The organism is Streptomyces sp. NPDC047869, from assembly GCF_040704065.1.
Taxonomy (GTDB): Bacteria; Actinomycetota; Actinomycetes; order Streptomycetales; family Streptomycetaceae; genus Streptomyces.
Window position 1 is genome coordinate 335,534 of record NZ_JBEYRK010000001.1, and the last position, 23,203, is coordinate 358,736.

Annotated in this window: 19 protein-coding genes; 10 read left to right on the forward strand and 9 right to left on the reverse strand. The window is 71.7% G+C overall.

The window, feature by feature from the left end:
- Window positions 1-8 precede the first annotated feature (8 nt).
- From AB0924_RS01550 to AB0924_RS01565, 4 genes are all read left to right on the forward strand, one after another.
- Window positions 9-1,835, forward strand: a complete 1,827-nt coding sequence (locus tag AB0924_RS01550; protein WP_358929505.1) for an acyl-CoA dehydrogenase — start codon at window positions 9-11, stop codon at window positions 1,833-1,835.
- Window positions 1,836-1,947: 112 nt separating this feature from the next.
- Window positions 1,948-3,246 (forward strand): M18 family aminopeptidase, encoded by a 1,299-nt coding sequence (locus AB0924_RS01555; RefSeq protein ID WP_366910413.1) that lies wholly within the window; start codon window positions 1,948-1,950, stop codon window positions 3,244-3,246.
- 131 nt (window positions 3,247-3,377) lie between these two features.
- A complete protein-coding gene (locus tag AB0924_RS01560) occupies window positions 3,378-3,632 on the forward strand; it encodes a DUF6458 family protein (protein ID WP_358929509.1) in 255 nt (84 codons plus the stop codon).
- Between the two features lie 67 nt (window positions 3,633-3,699).
- Entirely contained in the window at window positions 3,700-4,191 is a 492-nt protein-coding gene (locus AB0924_RS01565; RefSeq protein WP_358929511.1) for an LURP-one-related family protein, read from the forward strand.
- Between the two features lie 53 nt (window positions 4,192-4,244).
- Here AB0924_RS01565 and AB0924_RS01570 read toward each other — a convergent pair whose 3' ends face one another.
- Entirely contained in the window at window positions 4,245-5,063 is an 819-nt protein-coding gene (locus tag AB0924_RS01570; protein ID WP_366910414.1) for a carbon-nitrogen family hydrolase, read from the reverse strand.
- Window positions 5,064-5,280: 217 nt separating this feature from the next.
- Here AB0924_RS01570 and AB0924_RS01575 point away from each other — a divergent pair, with 217 nt between their 5' ends.
- Together AB0924_RS01575 and AB0924_RS01580 are read left to right on the forward strand one after the other, a co-directional pair.
- Entirely contained in the window at window positions 5,281-6,105 is an 825-nt protein-coding gene (locus tag AB0924_RS01575) for a maleylpyruvate isomerase family mycothiol-dependent enzyme (protein WP_358929516.1), read from the forward strand.
- A 197-nt stretch (window positions 6,106-6,302) separates the two neighbouring features.
- Window positions 6,303-7,061 carry a class I SAM-dependent methyltransferase gene (locus tag AB0924_RS01580; protein ID WP_358929518.1) on the forward strand — a complete coding sequence of 253 codons (759 nt, stop codon included), beginning with the start codon at window positions 6,303-6,305 and terminating at the stop codon, window positions 7,059-7,061.
- A 78-nt stretch (window positions 7,062-7,139) separates the two neighbouring features.
- Here the strand turns inward: AB0924_RS01580 and AB0924_RS01585 are convergent, their stop codons facing one another.
- The gene (locus AB0924_RS01585; RefSeq protein WP_358929520.1) at window positions 7,140-8,435 is read right to left on the reverse strand and encodes an MFS transporter; all 1,296 of its coding nucleotides are present in this window, start codon (window positions 8,433-8,435) and stop codon (window positions 7,140-7,142) included.
- Complete coding sequence (locus AB0924_RS01590; RefSeq protein WP_366910415.1) at window positions 8,432-9,082, reverse strand: GntR family transcriptional regulator; 651 nt, start codon at window positions 9,080-9,082, stop codon at window positions 8,432-8,434. The genes AB0924_RS01585 and AB0924_RS01590 overlap by 4 nt, the downstream gene beginning before the upstream one ends.
- A gap of 188 nt (window positions 9,083-9,270) precedes the next feature.
- Here AB0924_RS01590 and AB0924_RS01595 point away from each other — a divergent pair, with 188 nt between their 5' ends.
- Window positions 9,271-10,173, forward strand: a complete 903-nt coding sequence (locus AB0924_RS01595) for a D-alanyl-D-alanine carboxypeptidase (RefSeq protein ID WP_358929524.1) — start codon at window positions 9,271-9,273, stop codon at window positions 10,171-10,173.
- 83 nt (window positions 10,174-10,256) lie between these two features.
- Here AB0924_RS01595 and AB0924_RS01600 read toward each other — a convergent pair whose 3' ends face one another.
- On the reverse strand, window positions 10,257-11,006 hold the full coding sequence (locus AB0924_RS01600) for a hypothetical protein (RefSeq protein WP_366910417.1): 750 nt from the start codon (window positions 11,004-11,006) through the stop codon (window positions 10,257-10,259).
- Between the two features lie 244 nt (window positions 11,007-11,250).
- On the opposite strand from AB0924_RS01600, the gene AB0924_RS01605 reads away from it, so the two are divergent.
- A complete protein-coding gene (locus tag AB0924_RS01605; RefSeq protein ID WP_366910419.1) occupies window positions 11,251-13,575 on the forward strand; it encodes a hypothetical protein in 2,325 nt (774 codons plus the stop codon).
- A gap of 118 nt (window positions 13,576-13,693) precedes the next feature.
- Here the strand turns inward: AB0924_RS01605 and AB0924_RS01610 are convergent, their stop codons facing one another.
- From AB0924_RS01610 to pdhA, 3 genes are read right to left on the reverse strand one after another with little or no spacing between them, the layout of a single operon-like run.
- Window positions 13,694-15,109, reverse strand: a complete 1,416-nt coding sequence (locus AB0924_RS01610) for a dihydrolipoamide acetyltransferase family protein (RefSeq protein ID WP_358929530.1) — start codon at window positions 15,107-15,109, stop codon at window positions 13,694-13,696.
- 11 nt (window positions 15,110-15,120) lie between these two features.
- A complete protein-coding gene (locus tag AB0924_RS01615) occupies window positions 15,121-16,098 on the reverse strand; it encodes an alpha-ketoacid dehydrogenase subunit beta (RefSeq protein WP_358929532.1) in 978 nt (325 codons plus the stop codon).
- A 1-nt stretch (window position 16,099) separates the two neighbouring features.
- Window positions 16,100-17,287, reverse strand: a complete 1,188-nt coding sequence (pdhA, locus tag AB0924_RS01620) for a pyruvate dehydrogenase (acetyl-transferring) E1 component subunit alpha (protein WP_358929534.1) — start codon at window positions 17,285-17,287, stop codon at window positions 16,100-16,102.
- Window positions 17,288-17,835: 548 nt separating this feature from the next.
- Here pdhA and AB0924_RS01625 point away from each other — a divergent pair.
- Window positions 17,836-18,834 (forward strand): phosphotransferase, encoded by a 999-nt coding sequence (locus AB0924_RS01625; RefSeq protein WP_358929838.1) that lies wholly within the window; start codon window positions 17,836-17,838, stop codon window positions 18,832-18,834.
- An 83-nt stretch (window positions 18,835-18,917) separates the two neighbouring features.
- Here the strand turns inward: AB0924_RS01625 and AB0924_RS01630 are convergent, their stop codons facing one another.
- On the reverse strand, window positions 18,918-20,501 hold the full coding sequence (locus AB0924_RS01630; protein ID WP_358929537.1) for a protein kinase: 1,584 nt from the start codon (window positions 20,499-20,501) through the stop codon (window positions 18,918-18,920).
- A 343-nt stretch (window positions 20,502-20,844) separates the two neighbouring features.
- Here AB0924_RS01630 and AB0924_RS01635 point away from each other — a divergent pair, with 343 nt between their 5' ends.
- Window positions 20,845-22,452, forward strand: a complete 1,608-nt coding sequence (locus tag AB0924_RS01635) for a protein kinase (protein ID WP_366910420.1) — start codon at window positions 20,845-20,847, stop codon at window positions 22,450-22,452.
- A gap of 95 nt (window positions 22,453-22,547) precedes the next feature.
- Here AB0924_RS01635 and AB0924_RS01640 read toward each other — a convergent pair whose 3' ends face one another.
- Entirely contained in the window at window positions 22,548-23,087 is a 540-nt protein-coding gene (locus AB0924_RS01640) for a bacterial proteasome activator family protein (protein WP_358929541.1), read from the reverse strand.
- Window positions 23,088-23,203: the final 116 nt, after the last annotated feature.

Consider the following 23,203-nt stretch of genomic DNA (forward strand, 5'->3'; position numbering starts at 1 on the left):
CCGTCACCATGGGGCACTACAAGCCGAACCTCCGCGACATCGAGTTCAACCTGTTCGAGGTGCTCGGGCGCGACAAGCTGTACGGCACCGGCCCGTTCGGCGAGATGGACACGGACACCGCCAAGAGCGTCCTCGAGGAGCTGACGCGCCTCGCGGAGAACGAGCTGGCCGAGTCCTTCGCGGACGCCGACCGCAACCCGCCGGTCTTCGACCCGGAGACGAACACCGCGCCCGTCCCGGCGTCCTTCAAGAAGAGCTACAAGGCCTTCATGGAGTCCGAGTACTGGCGTCTGGGCCTGCCGGAGGAGATCGGCGGCACGACGGCTCCGCCGTCCCTGATCTGGGCCTACGCCGAACTCATCCTCGGCTCGAACCCGGCCGTGTGGATGTACTCCTCCGGCCCGGCGTTCGCCGGCATCCTCTTCGACGAGGGCAACGAGGTCCAGAAGAAGATCGCACAGATCGCCGTGGAGCGGACCTGGGGCTCCACCATGGTGCTGACCGAGCCCGACGCGGGCTCCGACGTCGGCGCCGGCCGCACCAAGGCGATCCAGCAGGAGGACGGCTCCTGGCACATCGAGGGCGTGAAGCGCTTCATCACCTCCGGTGAGCACGACATGGAGGAGAACATCCTCCACTACGTGCTCGCGCGTCCCGAGGGCGCCGGCCCCGGCACCAAGGGCCTGTCCCTCTTCCTCGTCCCGAAGTACCTCTTCGACTTCGAGACCGGCGAGCTGGGCGAGCGCAACGGCGTCTACGCCACCAACGTCGAGCACAAGATGGGCCTGAAGGCCTCCAACACCTGCGAGATGACCTTCGGCGACCGGCACCCCGCCAAGGGCTGGCTGATCGGTGACAAGCACGAGGGCATCCGCCAGATGTTCCGCATCATCGAGTTCGCCCGCATGATGGTCGGCACGAAGGCGATCTCCACCCTCTCCACGGGCTACCTCAACGCCCTGGAGTACGCCAAGGAGCGCGTCCAGGGCCCGGACCTGGCGAACTTCATGGACAAGGCCGCGCCCAAGGTCACCATCACCCACCACCCCGACGTCCGCCGCTCGCTGATGACGCAGAAGGCGTACGCCGAGGGCATGCGCGCCCTCGTCCTCTACACCGCCTCGATCCAGGACGCCATCGCGGTCAAGGAGGCGAACGGCGAGGACGCCAAGGCCGAGCACGCGCTCAACGACCTGCTCCTGCCCATCGTCAAGGGCTACGGCTCCGAGAAGGGCTACGAGCAGCTCGCCCAGTCGCTGCAGACCTTCGGCGGCTCCGGCTTCCTGCAGGAGTACCCGATCGAGCAGTACATCCGCGACGCCAAGATCGACACCCTGTACGAGGGCACGACCGCGATCCAGGGCCAGGACTTCTTCTTCCGGAAGATCGTCCGCAACCAGGGCGCCGCGCTGAACTCGCTCGCCGAGGACATCAAGAAGTTCCTGGCGCTCGGCACCGGGGGCGAGGAGCTGGCGGGCGCCCGCGAGCACCTCGCGAAGGCGGCCGTCGAGCTGGAGGCCATCGTCGGCCTGATGCTGACCGACCTCGCGGCCACCGAGCAGGACGTCAAGAACATCTACAAGGTGGGCCTGAACACCAGCCGCCTGCTGCTCGCCTCCGGCGACGTCGTGGTCGGCTACCTGCTGCTGAAGGGCGCCGCCGTCGCAGCCGAGAAGCTGCAGACGGCCTCCGCCAAGGACAAGGCGTTCTACACCGGCAAGATCGCGGCGGCGAAGTTCTTCGCGGCCAACGTCCTGCCGGGCGTCACCCTGGCCCGGAAGATCTCGGAGGGCGTCGAGCTCGACCTGATGGAGCTGGACGAGGCCGCCTTCTAGGACGGCCCCGGTCCGGCCGCGCGCCGGAAGACCGGTTCCGCATCCACTGATCGCCGAAGTGGGCCCGCTCCCGTACCGGGGGCGGGCCCACGCACGTCGTTAAGGTAAGCCCATGAGCGCACCAGCCCGCTTCGATCGCGGCCACACCGACGACCTGATGACCTTCCTGGCGGCGAGCCCGTCGCCGTACCACGCCGTGGCGAACACCGCCGAGCGGCTGGAGAAGGCGGGCTTCCGGCAGGTCGCCGAGACGGACGCCTGGGACGGGACGAGCGGCGGCAAGTACGTGCTGCGCGGTGGGGCGATCGTCGCCTGGTACGTCCCCGAGGGCGCCGCGCCGCACACCCCCTTCCGCATCATCGGCGCGCACACCGACTCGCCGAACCTGCGGGTCAAGCCGCTGCCCGACACCGGTGCCCACGGCTGGCGGCAGGTCGCGGTGGAGATCTACGGCGGCCCGCTGCTGAACTCCTGGCTCGACCGCGACCTGGGCCTGGCCGGCCGGCTGACCCTGCGCGACGGCAGCACGGTCCTCGTCGACGTGAACCGCCCGCTGCTGCGCGTGCCGCAGCTCGCCATCCACTTGGACCGCGCGGTCAACAGCGAGGGCCTCAAGCTCGACAAGCAGCGTCATCTGCAGCCCGTGTGGGGGCTCGGCGACGCCCCGCGCGACGGCGAACTGATCGCCTTCCTGGAGGAGGAGGCCGGCCTGGCGGCGGGCTCGGTGGCCGGCTGGGACCTCATGGTGCACCCGGTGGAGGCACCGGCCTACCTCGGCCGGGACCGTGAACTGGTCGCCGGTCCCCGGATGGACAACCTGCTGTCCGTGCACGCCGGCGTGGCCGCCCTGGCCGCCGCCGCGTCCGCCGGCGCCGCGCTCGGCCACATCCCCGTGCTGGCCGCCTTCGACCACGAGGAGAACGGATCCCAGTCGGACACCGGCGCGGACGGCCCGCTGCTCGGCTCCGTCCTGGAGCGCTCGGTGTTCGCCCGCGGCGGCTCGTACGAGGACCGCGCCCGCGCCTTCGCCGGCACCGTCTGTCTGTCCTCCGACACCGGCCACGCCGTCCACCCCAACTACGCCGAGCGGCACGACCCGACGCACCACCCGCGGGTCAACGGCGGACCGATCCTGAAGGTCAACGTCAACAACCGCTACGCCACGGACGGTTCGGGCCGCGCGGTGTTCACCGCCGCCTGCGAGCGGGCGGACGTCCCCTTCCAGAGCTTCGTGTCCAACAACTCCATGCCGTGCGGCACCACCATCGGCCCGATCACCGCGGCCCGGCACGGCATCCGGACCGTCGACATCGGCGTGGCGATCCTGTCGATGCACAGCGCGCGTGAACTGTGCGGCGCCGACGACCCGTTCCTGCTGGCGAACGCGCTGGTGGCGTTCCTGGAGGACTGAGCCGCGCCGGGCCCCCGCGGCCCGGCGCCGCCCCTGAACACCCGTCACGAGCCTTCCCACACATGTTCGGGACGGCCCCGGGTACCCGGACGGCACCGGAGATTCCGGAACCGGAAGGGGAGGCGACGACAATGGGCCTCGGCGGTTGCATCATCCTCATCGCCCTGGGTGCCATCCTGACGTTCGCGACGGACTGGCACATGCAGGGAGTCAACCTCGACCTCGTCGGGATCATCTTCATGGCCGTCGGCCTCATCGGCATCGCCACCTTCAGCGGCATCGCACGGCGCCGTCGGGTCGTGGTGCCGCAGACGCCGGTGGTCGAGGAGGAACCCCACCACCACCATCACGCCCGCGACGGCTACACCGACGGCTACGGCGTGTGAGAGTGAGAGTCCTCCTGTCCAGGAGCGGCTTTGTGACGACTGCCCGCTGCCGGGGAACGGTCAGCGCATGAGATTCCTCGTACGCGACCGGCTCCTCGGCATCGGTGACGACTACTGGATCGAGGACGAGCACGGCCAGAAGGTGTTCCTCGTCGACGGCAAGGCCATGCGGCTGCGGGACACCTTCGAGCTGAAGGACGTCCAGGGGCGCGTCCTCATCGACATCCACCAGAAGATGTTCGCCCTGCGCGACACCATGGTGATCGAGCGGGACGGCGAAGGCCTGGCCACGATCCGCCGCAAACGGCTGTCCCTGCTGCGCAACCACTACCGGGTGTCCCTGGCCGACGGCACCGACCTGGACGTCAGCGGCAAGATCCTCGACCGTGAGTTCGCCGTCGAGTACGACGGCGAACTCCTCGCCGTGATCTCCCGGCGCTGGCTGCACGTCCGGGAGACGTACGGCGTCGACGTCGTACGGGAGGACGCGGACCCGGCGCTGCTGATCGCGGTGGCGGTGTGCGTGATCCACCTGGCGGAGAAGGAGCGCGAGGACTGAGCCGGGGCCACGGCCGGGTGGGACCCCGGCCGTGGCCCCTCCCGTTCCCCCGGTCAGCGCCGTGGCGGTCGGAGTCCCAGTACGCGGTCCTTCAGGGCCGGGAACTGCTCGCGGGTCGCCGCCACCTTCCCGGGGTCGAACTCCACCGTGAGGACCTCCTCGCCGGCGCCCGCCTCGGCGAGCACCTCGCCCCACGGGTCGACCACGATCGAGTGACCCGCCTGCGGCACTCCGGCGTGCGTACCGGCCGTTCCGCAGGCGAGCACGAACGCCTGGTTCTCCACCGCCCGCGCCCGCGCCAGCAGCGTCCAGTGCGCACGCCGCCGCTCGGGCCAGCCGGCCGGGATCACCAGCGTCTCGGCGCCCGCGTCGACCAGCGAGCGGAACAGTTCGGGGAAACGCAGGTCGTAGCAGGTGGCGACGCCCAGGACCGTTCCGGGCAGCCGGACCGTCACCACCTCCCGTCCCGCGCTCATCAGCACGGCCTCGCCCTTGTCGAAGCCGAAGCGGTGGATCTTGCGGTAGGCCGCGGCCAGCTCGCCGGAGGGGGAGAAGACGAGAGAGGTGTTGTAGAGGGGGCCGTCGCCCGCGGCGGAGCCGCCTTCGGACGGGCCCCGTTCCGGGATCGAGCCGGCGTGCAGCCACACGCCCGCGTCGCTCGCCGCCTTGGCCATCACCTCGTACGTCGGTCCCTCGAGCGGCTCGGCCTCGGCGCCGAACTCCTCGTAGGCGAAGGCGCCGGTGGTCCACAGTTCGGGCAGGACCACGAGGTCGGAACCGGCCTGCTCCCGGATCAGAGCGGCCGTCCGCCGCCGCCGGGAGGCCACCGATTCACCGTCGTCCACGGCGATCTGGATCAGCGAGGCGCGCACACTACCACCGTCCTGGCATTCGAGTCGTCCATACAGGCCTACGATCGTCACACGAAAGCACTGCCGGGGTGCCTCGGAGCAGCGTAACTTGGGGGTCCCCCGCTCGAGCGAAGTCGAGAGCCGGGGGAGTGCCACGACACCCGCCGAGTGCAGCCACCGTCCGCCGGCAACGCCGCCACAACCTGCCCGTGTACCGACCGCCGAGGGGTCCCGTTCCGTGAGTCTGCATCCCACCCTCCAGCCCTACGCCGACGCCTGGACCCACTCCATCGAAGCGATATCCGAGCTGGTGCAGCCGCTCCCGGAGGCCGAGTGGAACCGGCGGACCCCGTGTCCGGGCTGGTCCGTCCGCGATGTGGTCTCGCACGTCATCGGCCTGGACTGCGAGATGCTCGGCGACCCCCGGCCCATCCACACCCTGCCCCGCGACCTCTTCCACGTCAGCAACGAACACCAGCGCTACATGGAGATGCAGGTCGACGTCCGCCGTCACCACACGGCGCCGGAGATGACGGCGGAGCTGGAGTACACCGTCATCCGCAGGAACCGCCAGCTGCGCAACGAGTCCCGCGACCCCGGCACCAAGGTGCGCGGCCCGATGAGCACCGAGATCACCCTCGAACAGGCGATGCGCACCAGGGCGTTCGACGTGTGGGTGCACGAGCAGGACCTGCGCGCGGCCCTCGCCCGCCCCGGCAACCTCGACTCGCCGGGCGCCCACGTCGCCCGCGACATGCTGCTGGAGGCGCTGCCCAGGATCGTGGCGAAGGACGCGGACGCGCCGCGCAGTTCCGCGATCGTCTTCGACGTGCACGGGCCCGTCGAGTTCCTGCGCACGGTCCGGGTCGACATCCAGGGCCGCGGCACGCTGGAGACCGCGCCCGCCCTCGGCCCGGCGGCCACCCTCACCCTCGACTGGGAGACCTACGTCCGCCTGTCCTGCGGCCGGGTGAGCCTGGAGGCGGTGGCGGACCGGGTGAAGACGGAGGGCGACCCCGAGCTGACGGCGGCCATCCTGCGGAACCTCAGGGTGACGCCGTAGCGGAACGCGGGCCGCTCGCGGGCGGGGGGCGCCTGCCCGCCGAACGCGGAGGGCCGCACACGGGGGCCGGCCAGCCGAACACGGAGCCGGTGCGGCTCACGTAGCGAGCCGGTGCGGCTCGCGGAGCCGGGGCGTGCGGCGGCACCGGGCCCGATATTCCGGTGACCGGCGCCGCCCGGCTCACTAACGTGCCCCGCATGACCGACAACGACGGCCCGCCCCGGCTCACCCGCCTCACCTTCCACGGCCCCCTCTCCGACGCCCGGGCGACGGCGATGGTCCGTCGGCTGGCCGCCACGCGGCCCCGGACCGTCCTGGACATCGGCTGCGGCTGGGGCGAACTGCTGCTCCGCCTGCTGGAGGCCGTACCCGGGGCCAAGGGGGTCGGCGTCGACATCAACGGCGAGGACCTGGCCCGCGGACGGCGGAACGCCGGGGCGCGCGGCCTCACGGATCGCGTGGAGTTCGCCGAGGAGTCCGCGCTGGGCAGCGGACGCGGGCCCGCCGACCTGGTGCTGTGCCTGGGCGCGAGCCAGGCGCTGAGCACGGGCACCGCCCCCGTCGCCGAGGCACTGCGCGAGCTGCGGCGGCTGGTGTCCGAGGACGGGCGGGTGGTGCTCGGCGAGGGCTTCTGGGAGCGCCCTCCGGCCCCGCACGAGCTGGCCAGGATGTGGCCGGAGGCGTCCGCGGGCGACCACTGCGACCTGGGCACCCTGCTCGACCTCGCCGTCGGGGCCGGCTTCCGGCCCGAGTGGACGGAGACCGCGAGCCGGGAGGAGTGGGAGGAGTTCGAGTCCGCGTACCAGGCGGACACCGAGGTATGGCTCGCCGGGCACCCCGACCATCCCTCGGCCGCCGCGGTACGCGACCGACTCGACCGGCACCGGGCCCAGTGGATGGCCTACCGGGGCGTACTCGGCCTCGCCTACCTCACGCTGGTCCCGGTGGCCCGCTGACGCGCTGCCGGGCGCCGTCCGCCGTCCGCCGTCCGCCGACCCAGCGGGCCCGGGCCGGGCGTCCGCCGGGTACGCGGTTCACGCCGGCACGTGGACCGTTTCCACCCGGCTCGCCACCAGGCGCTCCCGCTCCCGGCGGGCGGCCCGGCCGCGCAGGCGGAGGATCTGGCTGACCCCGAGGGCCTGCAGGACGAACACCGCGGAGAAGGCCACCGTGTAGTCGTCGCCGGTCGCGTCCAGCAGCACACCGACCGCGAACAGCGTCGTCATCGAGGCGATGAAACCGCCCATGTTGGTGATGCCGGAGGCGGTGCCCTGTCGCTCGGGCGGGTTGGCCGGGCGGGCGAAGTCGAAGCCGAGCATCGAGGCGGGGCCACAGGCGCCGAGCACCGCGCACAGCACCACCAGCAGCCACATCGGCGCGTGCTCGGCCGGGTAGGCGAGCGTGACCGCCCAGACCAGCGCGGTCACGGTGACCGTGCCCAGCGCCAGCGGCAGCCGGGCCGCGTGGTGCCGGGCCACGACCTGGCCGTAGACCAGGCCGATCACCATGTTGGACAGCACGACCAGGGTGAGCAGTTCGCCGGCCGTGGCGCGGCTGAGGCCCTGCGCCTGGACCAGGAACGGCAGGCCCCACAGCAGCAGGAAGACCATCGCCGGGAACTGGGTGGTGAAGTGCACCCACATGCCCAGCCGGGTGCCGGGCTCCCGCCATGCCGCCGCGATCTGCCGGCGGACGTAGACCGCGCCCTGGTGCGGGGACGGGGCGGGTTCGTGCCCCTCGGGGTGGTCCTTCAGGAACAGCAGCGTCAGGACGAGTACGACCGCACCGGCCAGGGCGCTGCCGGCGAACGCGGCGGTCCAGCCGACACCGTGCAGCAGCCGGGCGATGACCAGGGTGGAGACCAGGTTGCCGGCCATGCCCGCCAGGCCCGCGAGCTGGGCGACCAGCGGTCCTCGTCGGGCGGGGAACCAGCGGGTGCCGAGGCGCAGCACGCTGATGAAGGTCAGCGCGTCACCGCAGCCGAGCAGCGCGCGCGAGGCCAGCGCCATGCCGTAGGAGGGCGAGAAGGCGAAGCCGAGCTGGCCCAGCGTGAACAGCACCGCGCCGAGGCTCAGCACCTTCTTGGTGCCGAGCCGGTCGACCAGCAGGCCGACGGGTATCTGCATGCCGGCGTAGACCAGGAGCTGAAGGATCGAGAAGGTCGAGAGCGCCGAGGCGCCCACGTGGAAGCGGTCGACCGCGTCCAGGCCGGCCACGCCCAGGGAGGTGCGGAAGATGACGGCGACGAAGTAGACCGAGACGCCGATCGACCACACCGTGACGGCGCGACGGCCGCCCGGGGGGTCACCCGGCAGGGTGGCGCCGCTCATCGCACCTCACCCCGCGCGAGGTGCGAGAACCAGCTCACGTGCCGGTGCACGACCCCGACGGCCGCCTCCGCGTCACCGGAGCCCAGGGCCCGCAGGATCTCCTCGTGCTCGGCGAGCGTCTTGGCGATCCGGTCCGGGTGCGAGTGCATGACGGCGATACCCATCCGCAGTTGCCGGTCGCGAAGCTGGTCGTACAGCCGCGACAGGATCTCGTTGCCGCCACTGCGCACGATCTCGGCGTGGAAGCAGCGGTCGGTCACCGCGGCGGCGGCGAAGTCACCGGCGGCGGCCTGCGCCTTCTGCCTCTCCAGCAGCTCCGCGAGCCGCTCCAGCAGAGCCGGCGGCGCGGGTACGACCTTGCGCGCCGCGTGCTCCTCCACCAGCAGCCGGGTCTCGACGACGTCGGCAATCTCCTGCGCCGACACCGGCAGGACCAGCGCGCCCTTCTTCGGGTAGAGCCGGATCAGGCCCTCCATCTCCAGCCGCAGCAGCGCCTCTCGGACGGGGGTGCGCGAGACGCCCACGGCATCGGCCAGCTCGCCCTCGGTGAGCAGCGTCCCGCCCTCGTAACGGCGGTCGAGTACGCCCTGTTTGACGTGGCTGTAGACGCGGTCGGCGGCGGGTGGTTGCTTCACGGGCGTTGCCATGCCGACAGGATAGATACAACACGTACGCAAGAGGGGCCTCGTCCACCATGCGGACGTGACGGAAATCGCCCCCAGCGGCCGCACAACCATCTGTGCTACTTACGTGTCACACTCGTGCGGCCCCACTCGCTCGCCACCTCAACTCGGCCGCATATCAGGGGCATTCCAGACAATCGGGGTATATCGCTTTGATTACCGGCATTAAGGCCACCCGCGTCCGCAGAGCCGCCGCCGTCGCCGTTACGGCTGGTGCAGTGCTCGCCACCGGCGCCCTCACCGCTGCGCCCGCGCAGGCCCTCACGACGCCCACCATCACCGCCAAGAGCGGCTACGTGATGAACAGCGCAACCGGCACGGCCCTGTACAAGAAGTCGGAGAACACCCACCGGCTCACCGCCTCGACGACGAAGATCATGACCGCGAAGGTCGTGCTCTCGCAGTCGAACCTGAACCTGGACACCAAGGTCACGATCAAGAAGGCGATCAGTGACTACATGGTCCGCCAGGGCTACCCCTCGTCGGCCCACCTGATCGTCGGTGACAAGGTCACCGTCCGTCAGCTTCTGTACGGGATGATGCTGCCGTCCGGCTGCGACGCCGCGATGGCCCTCGCCGACAAGTTCGGCACCGGTACGACGGTCAACGCGCGCGTGAAGTCGTTCATCTCGAAGATGAACACGACGGCCAGTAGCCTCGGCATGACGAACACGCACTTCGACTCGTTCGACGGCATCAGCAACGGCGCCAACTACTCGTCGGTGAAGGACCTGACGCTGCTCGCCCGCAGCGCGATGAAGAGCTCCACGTTCAAGTCCGTCGTGAAGACCAAGTCCTACACGGCGAAGACGATCGCGAGCTCCGGCGCCACGCGCACGATGGGCACCTGGACCAACACCAACACCCTGCTCGGCTGGAACGGCGTGCTCGGCGTCAAGACCGGCTCCGGCACGGAGGCCAAGTACTGCCTCGTCTTCGCCGCCACGCTGAACGGCAAGTCGATCACGGGCGCCGTGATGACCGCGCCCTCGGCGACCGACCGCACGTCGGACGTCAAGAAGCTCGTCAACTACGCCTACGCCAAGATCAGCTGACACCCAGGCAGCGGAAGGGGGCCTGTCGCGCACGCTCGCGGCGGGCCCTTCTCGCGTACGGACCGACGCCCGGACGGGCGTCCCTACGGGAGCCGGTCGTAGGTCCGGTAGGTGTACGAGGCGTCGTAGGACAGCAGGTTCCCGGTGGCCGCCGGCAGGCCGAGGCGTCTGCCGAGGGGACCCGTCAGCGGTCCGCAGTGTTCGGGCGCGGGCGCCGTGAAGGTGTCGTCGTACGCCGAGAACTCGATCACCGGCGGGTCCTGGGAGACGTGCTTCGAGGGGCCCGACCGCTTCACCTGGAAGTCGACCGGCTCGCTCGCCCCGATGGCGCAGGAGCGCGGCAGCAGGGGACTCAGCAACCGGAAGCGGAGACTGAGCTGTCCGGTGTAGAAGTCCGACCGTCCGCCGTACTCCGGCCGTATCGCCAGGCCCAGTGCCCCGGCGTGCTCGCCCGCCGGGGTGCCGGTGAGGCCGCCCGGTACGGCGGTCGGCGCGCTGTGCATCGCGCCCCAGACCCCACCGTCGGTGCCGTCCGGCAAGGGCCCCTCGGCGTGCGTCATGGTGATCGGGGCGAGCGTCATGGTGACCTTGCCCATGGTCAGCTTCGGGGCGGCCGTGTGCACCTCGCATTTCCAGCGTGCGGGGTCCACGCCCTCGGGAAGAGCCGGGCAGTCGCCGAACCCGGCGACGGACCGGGTGCCGGCGGCGGGCGAGGCGTGGGCGGCACCGGACGTCCACACACCGGCCGCACCCGCCAGGAGAGCGGCGGCGACGGGGGCGGCGAGGCGGCGGAGGAGAGAGGGGCCGCGGCGGGCGGCAGTGGTTTCCGACATGTCACCAGCGTGCCGCCCGCGCCCCAGCCGCCACATCGGTGACTTCCCCGGCTCGACCCCGAGACGTCCCTGACGGTTCGTCAGGGTACCGATGCGGCGTCCGTGATGACCCCGCACGACACCGAAAACCCTTTGTGGGGGCGGAGTCCCGCCATCTACTGTCGGCCCATCGACGTGTAGCTCAGCAGCAGAGCACCGGGCTCTACACCCGGAGGGCGCGGGGGCGGAACCCGCCACGTCGGCTATGAACGACGACGCTGAGCAGCAGCACCTTGCCCAGGCGAACCCCGGATACGCGGCCTCTCAGCTGGCCGCCGCCTTCCGTACGGCCGCCGCCCACCCGGACCCGGAGACCCGCCGACGCGGCGCTGAACGCGGCCGCAGGTGGCGCGCCGTGCTGGACGGGATGGCGAACGGCCTGCTGACGATCGGTTCCCGCACGCCCGTCGCCGGCCTGCCCGCCTGGGTCACCCCCGAGGTGGTCCGGGGCGGCTTCGCCACCGGCGAGCCGAGCGCGGGCGGCCCGCTGCTCGACCACGAGATCGCCACCGCGCGTCGCGCCGGTGTGCCCGAGACCCGGCGGGCGCTCTTCGCGCACTTCCTGTCCGAGGACGGGCTCGCGCATCTCCACGGCCTTCTCGACAGCGGCCGTTACGAGGTGACCGTTCCCGAGGAGGCCGCGCTGCTCACCGTCGCCTGGCTGGTCCGGGCCGGTGAGCAGGCGGCCGCGCTCGACCTGGTGGAGGAGCTCGCGCCGTTCGCGGACCGGCTCCGTTTCGGCCCGCGGCCGTCCGGCCGGCCCACGCCCCCGCCCGACTCCGTGCACCGCTCCACCGTGGCCGACGCCCGCTCGGCGCTCGCCGCCCGCCGTCCCAGCACGGCCGTCGAGACGCAGCGCGAGGCCCTGGCCGTCTGGCACCCCTTCGGCGACGAACTGCTGCTGCACTGGCTGGAGGTGACCGACGAGCGGGGGCACATGAGCGTCCCCGGCCCCGCCGACCCGTGGCACGCCCGCTCCACCGCGCTGCTGCGCCGCTACCACGACCTCGCCCGGCGCCACACGCACTGCACCAAGCACCTGAGGCCCAAGGAGAACCTGGGCATCCTGCGCGGCGCGCTGGAGGAGGCCGTCGCCGCACGGGCGCTCACGCCGCGGCGGCTCGGGCTGCTGCGGCACGCCGTCGCCTCCATGGTCCGGCGGCGCGGGCGGCCCGGCTGCGCCGAGCACACCGCCCTTCGCCGGCGGCAGGCCGCCCACGCCGCGCTGCCCTCCCACCACGCGCTGGCCGGCGTCGTACTGGGCCGCCTGGCCGGCCTGCCGCAGGACGGCGGGGTCGGTGAGGTGGCGCCCATCGTGGCGCCGGTGAGCGAGCGGGAGGCGGGCGAGACGGGTGTGCCCGCGGGTGCGCTCGTCCCGGCCGCCGTGCGCCGGCCCGTCGAGGCCGCGCTCAGTGCGCCCGTCGCCGTGCTCGTGGAGAGCGGCGTCGTACCGTCGGCGGAGGTGCTGGCCGAGCTGGTCCCCCAGCTCGTCGCCGCCACCACCGCCGAGGCCCATCGCGATCCGGCCCTGAGGTCGCTCGCCGCCGCCCACTACCGCGCGTTCCGCAACCGCCGCTCCCTGCTGCTGTTCGACCTCCAGCGGCAGGTACGGGTGGAGGAACTGCCCTGGGTGCGGGCCGTCGCCGCCCAGCGGGACGGCTCGGGGGCGGACGAGGCCGCGGCCGGGGCGCTGAGGCAGCTGGGCGGGCTCGCGGTGCGCGCCTTCCCCGGCACGATCCTGCCCAACCCGCTGGTTCGAGAGCTGTCCGTGCTGGCCCGTCAGGCCGAGCTGGGCGCTCCTTTCGTGGAGGAACTCGCGGCCGACATCTTCATGGGCACGTTCAGCCCGAAGTTCCTCACCGCCGCGCGCGTCGCGGCCGAACTTCTCGGCGGAGGCTCGCTGTACGAGCGGTACTACGCCATCGACTACGCGGCGGTGCGCAACCTCGCCGTCATCGAGGCGGCCGATTCCGCCCGCCGGTCCCGGGGGGTCCGAACGTCTCCCGGGTTCGCCGCGCTGTGCCGGAAGCGGGCGGCGGAACTCGCGCCGGGCACGGGACGGTCCGGCTCCTGGGTCGCGGGGAACGGCACGGTGATCGAGCAGGCGCAGATCCTCACCACCCACAACCTGGCCACCCTGGTCGACCGGGTCGGCATCGATCCCGGCACCGGCTGGGACGACTTGGCCCTGCGCTGCTTCGAAACGGTGTGCCGGCTGACCGGACGCGTCCACCACAGCCCGCGGCCGCTCGGCACCGTCAAGGACGTCGCCTACGCCTGGCGGCAGATGGTGTTCCACCTGTCCCTGTGCGCGCCGGACCAGCAGAGGCGCACCCTGGACCGCGTCACCGAGGAGTGCGCGCGGCAGCCCTGGCACATCGCCGGACGGCTCGCCCCCGCCCTCGCCGGACTGCGTCAGGTCCTGTCCGGCGGGCGGGCGGACCGGGGCCCCGGCCGCCGACTGCTGGGCTGGAGCACGGGCGGCCACTGGTTCCGTGAGGACCCGGCGCCCGGTCCGCACCCGCGCTAGGCGGCACGGACTCCATGCCCGCGGCGGTCCGAACCGGGGCCGAACGGGAGAGGGGGTGGTCGCGAGACGAAGTCGCGACCACCCCCCTCAGCCTCGGGAATCACCCGGGCGACAGCCGTCAGGCCCAGGTCATCAGCCGCTTCGGCTGCTCCAGGATCGCCGCCACGTCCGCCAGCACCTTGGAGCCCAGCTCGCCGTCGACCAGGCGGTGGTCGAAGCTCAGCGCGAGCGTCGTCACCTGGCGCGGCTTCACCTTGCCCTTGTGGACCCACGGCTGGAGCTTGATCGCGCCGACCGCCAGGATCGCGGACTCGCCGGGGTTGAGGATCGGCGTGCCGGTGTCGACGCCGAAGACGCCGACATTGGTGATGGTGACCGTGCCGCCCTGCATCGCGGCCGGCGAGGTCTTGCCCTCACGTGCCGTGGACACCAGCTCGCCCAGCGACTGCGCGAGCTGCGGCAGCGTCTTGGCGTGGGCGTCCTTGATGTTCGGCACGATCAGACCGCGCGGGGTGGCGGCCGCGATGCCCAGGTTGACGTAGTGCTTGAGCACGATCTCCTGGTTCGCCTCGTCCCAGGACGCGTTGACGTCCGGGTTGCGCCTGATGGCGACCAGCAGCGCCTTGGCGATCAGCAGCAGCGGGTTCACCCGCAGGCCCTGGAACTCCTTGTCCTGCTTGAGTTCCTCGACCAGCTTCATCGTGCGCGTCACGTCCACCGTCACGAACTCCGTGACGTGGGGTGCGGTGAAGGCGGAGCCGACCATCGCCGTCGCCGTCGCCTTGCGGACGCCCTTGACCGGGATCCGGGTCTCGCGGGCGCCGTCGGCGGTCACGGCGGCGGGCGCGGCGGCCGGAGCCGGGACGGCGGGGGCCTCCGTGACCGGCGCGGCGGTCTCGGTGGCCTGCGGCGCCGCGGCCGCGTGGACGTCCTCGCGGGTGATGACACCGTCCGGGCCGGACGGGGTGACCGTGGCGAGGTCGACACCGAGGTCCTTCGCCAGCTTGCGCACCGGCGGCTTGGCCAGCGGACGGGCCCGCTCGGGGGCCGCCGGGGCGCTGTGGCCGTTCAGCTCGGCCTGGACCGCCTGGGCGGCGGCCGGGGCGGTGGCCTGCGAGCCCTTGCGCGGACGGCGCTTGGTGGAGGTGGTGGCCACGCCGTAGCCGACCAGGACCGGCTGGCGGCCCGTCGGCTCGGCTTCCGGCGCCTCGGGGGCCTCCGGCGCGGCGGCGGCCGTCTCCGGCTGCCCGGCGGGGGCCTCCGGTGCCGCACCGCCCGACACGTCCACCGCGATGATGGCCGTGCCCACGTCGACCGTGGTGCCCTCGGGGAAGCGCAGCTCGCGGACCACACCGTCGTAGGGGATGGGGAGTTCGACGGCCGCCTTGGCGGTCTCGACCTCGCACACCACCTGGCCGTCGGTGACCGTGTCACCCGGCTGGACGTACCACTTGAGGATCTCGGCCTCGGTGAGTCCCTCGCCCACGTCGGGCATCTTGAACTCGCGTACGGATGATTCCGTCATCGTCGTCACGAACCCTCTCCTCAGTACGCCAGGGCACGGTCGACGGCGTCGAGCACCCGGTCCAGACCCGGCAGGTACTCCTCCTCCAGGCGGGCCGGCGGGTACGGGGCGTGGTAGCCGCCGACCCGGAGCACCGGGGCCTCCAGGTGGTAGAAGCACCGCTCGGTGATCCGGGCGGCGATCTCCGCGCCGGAGCCGAAGAACACCGGGGCCTCGTGGACCACGACCAGGCGGCGGGTCTTCTCCACCGAGGCCTGGACGGAGTCGAAGTCCAGGGGGCTGACCGAGCGCAGGTCCAGCACCTCCAGGGACTTGCCCTCCTCGGCGGCCGCGTTCGCGACCTCATGGCACAGCTTCACCATCGGGCCGTACGCGGCCAGGGTCAGATCCGTGCCCTCGCGCACCACCCGCGCCTTGTGCAGCGGGCCGGGGATCGCCTCCGCGTCCACCTCGCCCTTGTCCCAGTAGCGGCGCTTGGGCTCGAAGTAGATCACCGGGTCGTCGCTCTGGATGGCCTGCTGCATCATCCAGTAGGCGTCCGACGCGTTCGACGGGGAGACGACCTTCAGGCCGGCCACGTGCGCGAACAGGGTCTCGGGGGACTCCGAGTGGTGCTCGACCGCGCCGATGCCACCGCCGTAGGGGATGCGGATGACGACGGGCATCTTGACCTTGCCCAGCGACCTGGCGTGCATCTTCGCGAGCTGGGTGACGATCTGGTCGTAGGCCGGGAAGACGAAGCCGTCGAACTGGATCTCCACCACCGGGCGGTAGCCGCGCAGGGCGAGACCGATCGCGGTGCCGACGATGCCCGACTCGGCGAGCGGGGTGTCGATGACCCGGCTCTCGCCGAAGTCCTTCTGCAGGCCGTCCGTCACCCGGAAGACACCGCCGAGCTTGCCGACGTCCTCACCCATGACGACGACCTTGGGGTCCGTCTCCAGAGCGCACCGCAGCGACTCGTTGATCGCCTTGGCAAGAGCCATCTTCTCGGCCATCTCAGTGACCCCCCTCTGCGTCCGCGAACGACGCCTGGTAGGCGGCGAACTGGGCTCGCTCCTCGTCGACGAGCGCGTGCCCGTCCGCGTACACGTTCTCGAAGATGGCGAAGTGGTCCGGGTCCGGCATGGCACGGACCGCTTCGCGCACTCGCCTGCCCAACGCCTCGGACTCGGCCTCGAGTTCCGCGAAGAATCCCTCGTCCGCGTGGTTTGAGGCCTCCAGGAACCGGCGAAGGCGCAGGATCGGGTCCTTCGCCTCCCAGGCCAGCCGCTCCTCGTCGCCCCGGTACCGGCTGGGGTCGTCGGAGGTGGTGTGAGCGCCCATGCGGTAGGTGAACGCCTCGACCAGGGTGGGGCCCTCGCCGTCACGGGCGCGCTCCAGCGCCCACTTGGTGACCGCGAGGCAGGCCAGCACGTCGTTGCCGTCCACGCGCACGCCCGGGAAGCCGAAGCCCTGGGCGCGCTGGTAGAGCGGCACGCGGCTCTGCTTCTCGGTGGGCTCGGAGATCGCCCACTGGTTGTTCTGGCAGAAGAACACCACCGGCGCGTTGTAGACCGCGGAGAAGGTGAACGATTCGGCCACGTCGCCCTGGCTGGAGGCGCCGTCGCCGAAGTAGGCGATGACGGCCGAGTCGGTGCCGTCCTTGGCCACGCCCATCGCGTATCCCGTGGCGTGCAGCGTCTGGGAGCCGATGACGATCGTGTACAGGTGGAAGTTGTTGCCGTTCGGGTCCCAGCCGCCGTTGTTCACGCCGCGGAACATCCCGAGCAGGTTCGTGGGGTCGACCCCACGGCACCAGGCGACGCCGTGCTCGCGGTAGGTCGGGAAGACGTAGTCGTCGTCGCGCAGGGCCCGGCCGGAGCCGATCTGTGCGGCCTCCTGGCCGAGCAGCGAGGCCCACAGTCCCAGCTCGCCCTGGCGCTGCAGCGCTGTGGCCTCGGCGTCGAAGCGTCGGGTGAGCACCATGTCGCGGTACAGGCCGCGCAGCTCGTCGGGGGTGATCCCGTCGACGTAGCGGTCGTACTCGGCGTTCTTGACCCGCTTGCCCTCGGGCGTCAGGAGCTGCACCAGCTCCGGGTCGGTGCTCTTCTGGGTGGTGCGGGTGGTGCGCTTGGTGCCGGTGGTGCCGGCCTTGCCTGCGGCGCTGCGTCGCGGCTTGCGCGCGGCACTGCTGTCCACGGTCACGTGTGCTCCTCCGTCGTTCCGGCCCCCGGGGTTGCCGGTAGGCCAGTGCGGCTCACCTGTTTTCGACCACCGGGCACGGGGTGGGTGCCACTCGGCCGGGAACAGGCGTGACAGGTGCCCCGGCGAGCGCCCTGCGACTTTTACGTTACCCAGTGCTCCACATATCTGTGAAACCCCTCCTGACCTGCGTTTTTGCTTGGATTTCCAAGTAAATCCGCAGGAGGCGGAAGGTCGCTGGTCACAGCCTTGCAGGAGGCCGGAGCAACGGCACGTTATCCCGGCGACCCCGGACACGGGAAGAGCCGACTTGTGACTCGTGCCTCGCGGACGAAAGGTGAGAATTCCAGACATGACCGTTGAGCTGTCTCATCATCCGAGACGAAAATCTGGACGCCCGGCGGCACGTTTCACCCATGCGCACCCTGTGACCAAATGCGATCACCGATGACTGTCCGTGACAAGCCGCAGCTCACCGGGCCCTTTCGTGCCCTAGCATCTGGCGCGTGCCGCGCTCTTGTGTACCACCCCCTGTACCGCACGCGCCCCCTCTGGGCGCCTTGCTGCGCCTGTACGCCGCCGGTACCGCCCTCGCCTGCGAACCCGTCGACCAGGGCCTGCTGAACCGCGGATACCGGGTCCGCACCACCCGCGGCCGCTACTTCCTCAAGCACCACTTCGATCCGGACACCGCCGACCCGGCCGCCATCGAGCGCCGTCACCGGGCCACCCAGCGCCTGGCCGACCTCGGCGTCCCCGTGGCGCAGCCGCTCGCGCACCGCGAGGGCCGCACGGTCGCCGTCGTGGGCGGCCACGCCTACGCCCTGCACCCGTGGATCGACGGGCGGCACCGCCACGGCGGCCAGCTCACCCGCTCCGAGAGCGCGCGCCTCGGGGCGCTCCTGGGCGCCGTGCACGCCTGTCTGGAGCGGGTGATGCCGCCCAAGGGGCGCACCCGCCCGGCGACCGGCCCGCACCCGGTCGAGAGCGCCGACCCGGCCGACACGTTCGCCCTGATCGACGAGCTGCTCGGCCACGTACGCCGCCACCGTCCCGCCGACGCGTTCGACGAGCTCGCCCGCCACCGGCTCCTGGAACGCCGCGACCTGCTGGAGCAGCACGCCGGCCGGCGTCCGCCGCGCGGCGGCCCGGTCGGCTGGGTGCACGGCGACTTCCACCCCTTCAACCTGCTCTACAAGGACGACGGCCCGGCCGCCATCGTCGACTGGGACCGGCTGGGCGTGCAGCCCCGCGCCGAGGAGGCCGTACGCGCCGCCGCGATCTTCTTCGTACGGCCCGCGGGGGCGCTCGACCTGCCGAAGGTCCGGGCGTACGCGCGCGCGTACCGGCGCGCGGCCCGCGCCGCGCCGTCCGAGCTGGCGGCGGCCGTGCACCGGGTGTGGTGGGAGCGGCTGAACGACTTCTGGATGCTGCGCTGGCACTACGAGCGTGGTGACACCCGCGCGGACTGCCAGTTCCCGGCCGCCTCGGCGCTCGCGGTGTGGTGGACGCGCGAGTACGAGGCGGTGTGCGACGCGTTCACGGGGTGAGGGCCCAGGGACACGGAAAACGCCACGCGCGCGGGTGAGCCGTGGCCCGCCCGCGCGCGTGGGAGTGGTTCAGCCGGGGCGTCTCAGGGCGACACCGGGGCGGACGGGGTGACGCCCCCGTCCGAGCCCTCCGTGACACCGCCGTCGGTGCCGTCCGTGGTCCCCGCGTCCGTGCCGCCGTCCGTCGGATCCGACGACTGCGGCGCCGAGGGCTCCGGGTCCGACGGCTCGTCGCTCGGGTCGTCGGTGGCCGGCTGGGACGGGGTGTACGAGGGGGTGTACGACGGAGTCCCCCAGTTCGAACCGCTGCCGTTGTCCGTCCCGTTGTCGGTGGACGGGTCCGTGGGCTGGTCGGTGTTGTCGTCGGACGGCGACTCGGAGGCCGTCTCGTCCTTCGTGGCCTTGGAGTGGGTCGGCGTCGGCTTGGTCCCGCCGCCGCTGCCGTCGTTGTTGTGGTTGAGCGCCAGCGCGACACCGGCGGCGATCGCGATCACGGCGAGCACGGCGAGGATCCACAGCTTGCCGCGGCCGCTGCCCCGGTTGCCGTGTCCCTCGAAGCCACCGTCGTCGCCGCCCCCGTATCCGCCGGGCAGGATCGGCTGCGGGATCTGGGTGGTGCCGGCCCCGAAGTCGCCGGGGTGCTGCATCACGGCCGTCCCCGCGAACCCGGCCGCCGGGGTGTGCCGGCCGTCGTGCGTGTTCACCGGCCCGGTGTTCCAGGTGCCGGTGTGGCCGCCCTGCTCGTACAGCATCTGCAGGCTGTACTGGATCAGGCCGCGCATCTCCTCGGCGGTCTGGAACCGGTCGTCGGGCTCCTTGGCGAGCGAGCGCATGACCAGGCCGTCCAGCTCCGGCGGGCAGGCGTCGGAGGCCTCCGAGGGCGGGGTGGGGATGTCCTGGACGTGCTGGTAGACCACCGACAGCGGGGTCTCACCGGTGAACGGCGGCCGCAGGGAGAGGAGTTCGTACAGCAGGCAGCCGGTCGCGTACAGGTCGGAGCGGTGGTCGACGGCCTTGCCGAGCGCCTGCTCGGGGGAGAGGTACTGCGGGGTGCCCATCACCATGCCGGTCTGCGTCATCGTCGTCGACGCGCCGTGCAGTGCGCGGGCGATGCCGAAGTCCATCACCTTCACGGCGCCGTTGTTGGTGATGATGACGTTGGCCGGCTTGATGTCGCGGTGCACGATGCCGTGCTGGTGCGAGTAGGCGAGCGCCTCCAGCACCCCGGACACGATGATCAGGGCCTGCTCGGGGCCCGGCGCCTCGGCGTTGAGCAGCAGGTCGCGGATGGTGCGGCCCTCGACCAGCTCCATCACGATGTACGGCACCGACTGGCCGCCCACGGCGTCCTCGCCGGAGTCGTACACGGCGACGATCGCGTGGTGGTTGAGTCCGGCAACCGACTGGGCCTCGCGCGTGAAGCGGGCCTTGGAGACCGGGTCCTCGGCCAGGTCGGCACGGAGCAGCTTGACCGCGACCGTGCGGCCCAGCCGGACGTCCTCGGCCGCGAACACCTCGGCCATGCCACCCCGGCCCAGCCGGTGGGTCAGCCGGTACCGGCCGTCGCCGACGAGCCCGCCGTTGCCCCACATCTCGGGCGTCTCTGACATGCCGCCGCCAGTCGCCTCGGGGTCGGACGGGCCCTGGGCGCTGTGCGTCTGTGCCATCGGTCCTCGCCGTCGTTTCTGCCCGCGGTGCGCGCGGTGTTGTTACGGTCTCCGTCGGCCACGCTACAGCCTCCGCGTCCGCCCCCGGTCCGGAACCGGAACCGGAACCGGCCCGAGACAGACCGGTCATGAAACCCCTAGCACGCGCTCTCGTGCAAATTCTGTGCACTGCTCGTACGTCCGCTGTAACGCTTGCGCGACGCTTCTTTCGCGTACGGTCACGGAACGGGCACCGAGCTTGACGTGCCAGTGCCCTCGGGCAGACTTGGCCGGGAATGACACATTCGATCAAGGCATGTTCGCCCAGCGACGGCGCCGGACGGCCAGTGGGGGACGCGGAGAGATGAGCCAGGACGGCGCACAGGAGCGGTACGCGGGGCGGACGCTGGCCGGCGGTCGCTACCAGCTGCGCGACCTGCTCGGTCAGGGCGGCATGGCCTCGGTCCACCTGGCCTACGACACCGTGCTCGACCGCCAGGTCGCGATCAAGACCCTGCACTCCGAGCTCGGCCGGGAACAGGCCTTCCGTGAGCGGTTCCGGCGCGAGGCCCAGTCCGTGGCCAAGCTCACCCACACCAACATCGTCTCCGTCTTCGACACCGGTGAGGACGCGCTGGACGGCGCGACGATGCCGTACATCGTCATGGAGTACGTGGAGGGCCGTCCGCTCGGCTCGGTCCTCGACGAGGACGTCCGGCAGTCCGGCGCGATGCCCGCCGACAAGGCGCTGAAGATCACCGCGGACGTGCTGGCGGCGCTGGAGATCAGCCACGAGATGGGCCTGGTCCACCGCGACATCAAGCCGGGCAACGTGATGATGACCAAGCGCGGCGTGGTCAAGGTCATGGACTTCGGCATCGCCCGCGCCATGCAGTCCGGCGTCACCTCGATGACGCAGACCGGCATGGTCGTCGGCACCCCCCAGTACCTCTCGCCCGAGCAGGCCCTCGGCCGGGGCGTGGACGCCCGCTCCGACCTGTACTCGGTCGGCATCATGCTGTTCCAGCTCGTGACCGGGCGGCTGCCGTTCGACGCGGACTCCCCGCTGGCGATCGCCTACGCGCATGTGCAGGAGGTGCCGGTCGCGGCCTCCTCGATCAACCGCGCGCTGCCGACCGCGGTGGACGCGCTGATCTCCCGCGCGCTGAAGAAGAACCCGAACGAGCGCTTCCCGACCGCCGAGTCCATGCGCGACGAGTGCCTTCGTGTCGCCGCCTCCCTGCACGCGGCGCCGCCCAGCATCGTGCCGGGCACCGGGCCGACGCAGAGCGGCGCGGGCGTGGGCGCCACGGTGTTCCCGCCCGTCGACCAGGCGGCCCCGGCGCCGACCGGCCCGGTGCAGACGCCGTACCAGCCGAACCCGTACGGCACCCCGGTGCCCACCCCGGCCTACGGCTACCCCCAGCAGGGCGGCTACCAGGCGCCGGCGGCGTACGGGCAGCAGTCCCCCTCCACCCCGCCGCCGTACAACATCACGCCCCAGACGGCCGTGCAGTCCCCGGGCGGGGGCGGCGGCAAGAACAACAAGCCGGTGATCATCGGCTCGATCGTGGTGTCCCTCGTCGCGGTCGTCGGCCTGATCGTCGCGCTGACCCTGAACAGCGGCGGCACGGACGACCAGGGCGGCGACGACCCCAGCTCCTCGGCGTCGACCCACGCGTCGGGCTACCGGGGACCGGACACGTCGAAGACGGTCAAGGAGACCGACTGCACGGAGCCGGAGGAGTCGTACAACGACGAGAAGAAGATCGAGCTCCCGGACTTCCGGTTCAAGTACGTCAAGTCCGTCAAGGAGTGCGCGGCGGCCGCGGGCTGGCGTGTCACGACCAAGAACGTCGACGAGAACACCTTCGGCCAGGGCGCGGTCATCGACCAGTTCCCGAAGGGCGGCACGGACGTCGAGCCGAAGGACGTCGAGATCCAGCTCAACGTCTCGACGGGCAACCCCTGACAGCGCCCGGCCGCACCAGGCGGCCGTGAACGAAGGGCCCGGCGGAACACCGCCGGGCCCGCTGTCCTGTCGGGCGGCCAGGGCCGCCGGCCGGACTACAGGTACGGGCCGCCCGAGCGGCCACCCGTGCGCGGGTCGTCACCACCCTCGTGGCCGCCCATACCCGGCGGCAGCGCCCGGCGCATCTGCTCCAGCTGGGCGCGCGCGGCCATCTGCTGGGCGAACAGCGTCGTCTGGATGCCGTGGAACAGGCCCTCCAGCCAGCCCACCAACTGGGCCTGCGCGATGCGCAGTTCCGCGTCGCTCGGGGTGGTGTCGTCGGTGAACGGCAGCGACAGCCGTTCCAGCTCCTCGACCAGCTCCGGCGCCAGACCGTCCTCCAGCTCCTTCACCGAGCTGCGGTGGATGTCCTTGAGCCGGGCCCGGCTGGCCTCGTCGAGAGGAGCGACCCGGACCTCCTCGAGCAGCTGCTTGATCATGCTGCCGATCCGCATCACCTTGGCCGGCTGTTCGACCTGGTCCGTCACCGGCGTCTCGCGGGAGTCCTCGTCCCCGCCGCCGATCGCCATGCCGTCCTGTCCCACGACCAGGATCTGGGGATTCTCCGGCGACCGTTCGTTCCTCGGCATCTCCATGCCGCCATTGTCTCGCACGCCCTCACCTCATCACCGTGCTGCCCCCTCATGGGGCGGATCCGCCCTTTAGCTCCGACGGCGCAATCAGAAATGCCCGGTGTGCCCCACGATGTGAG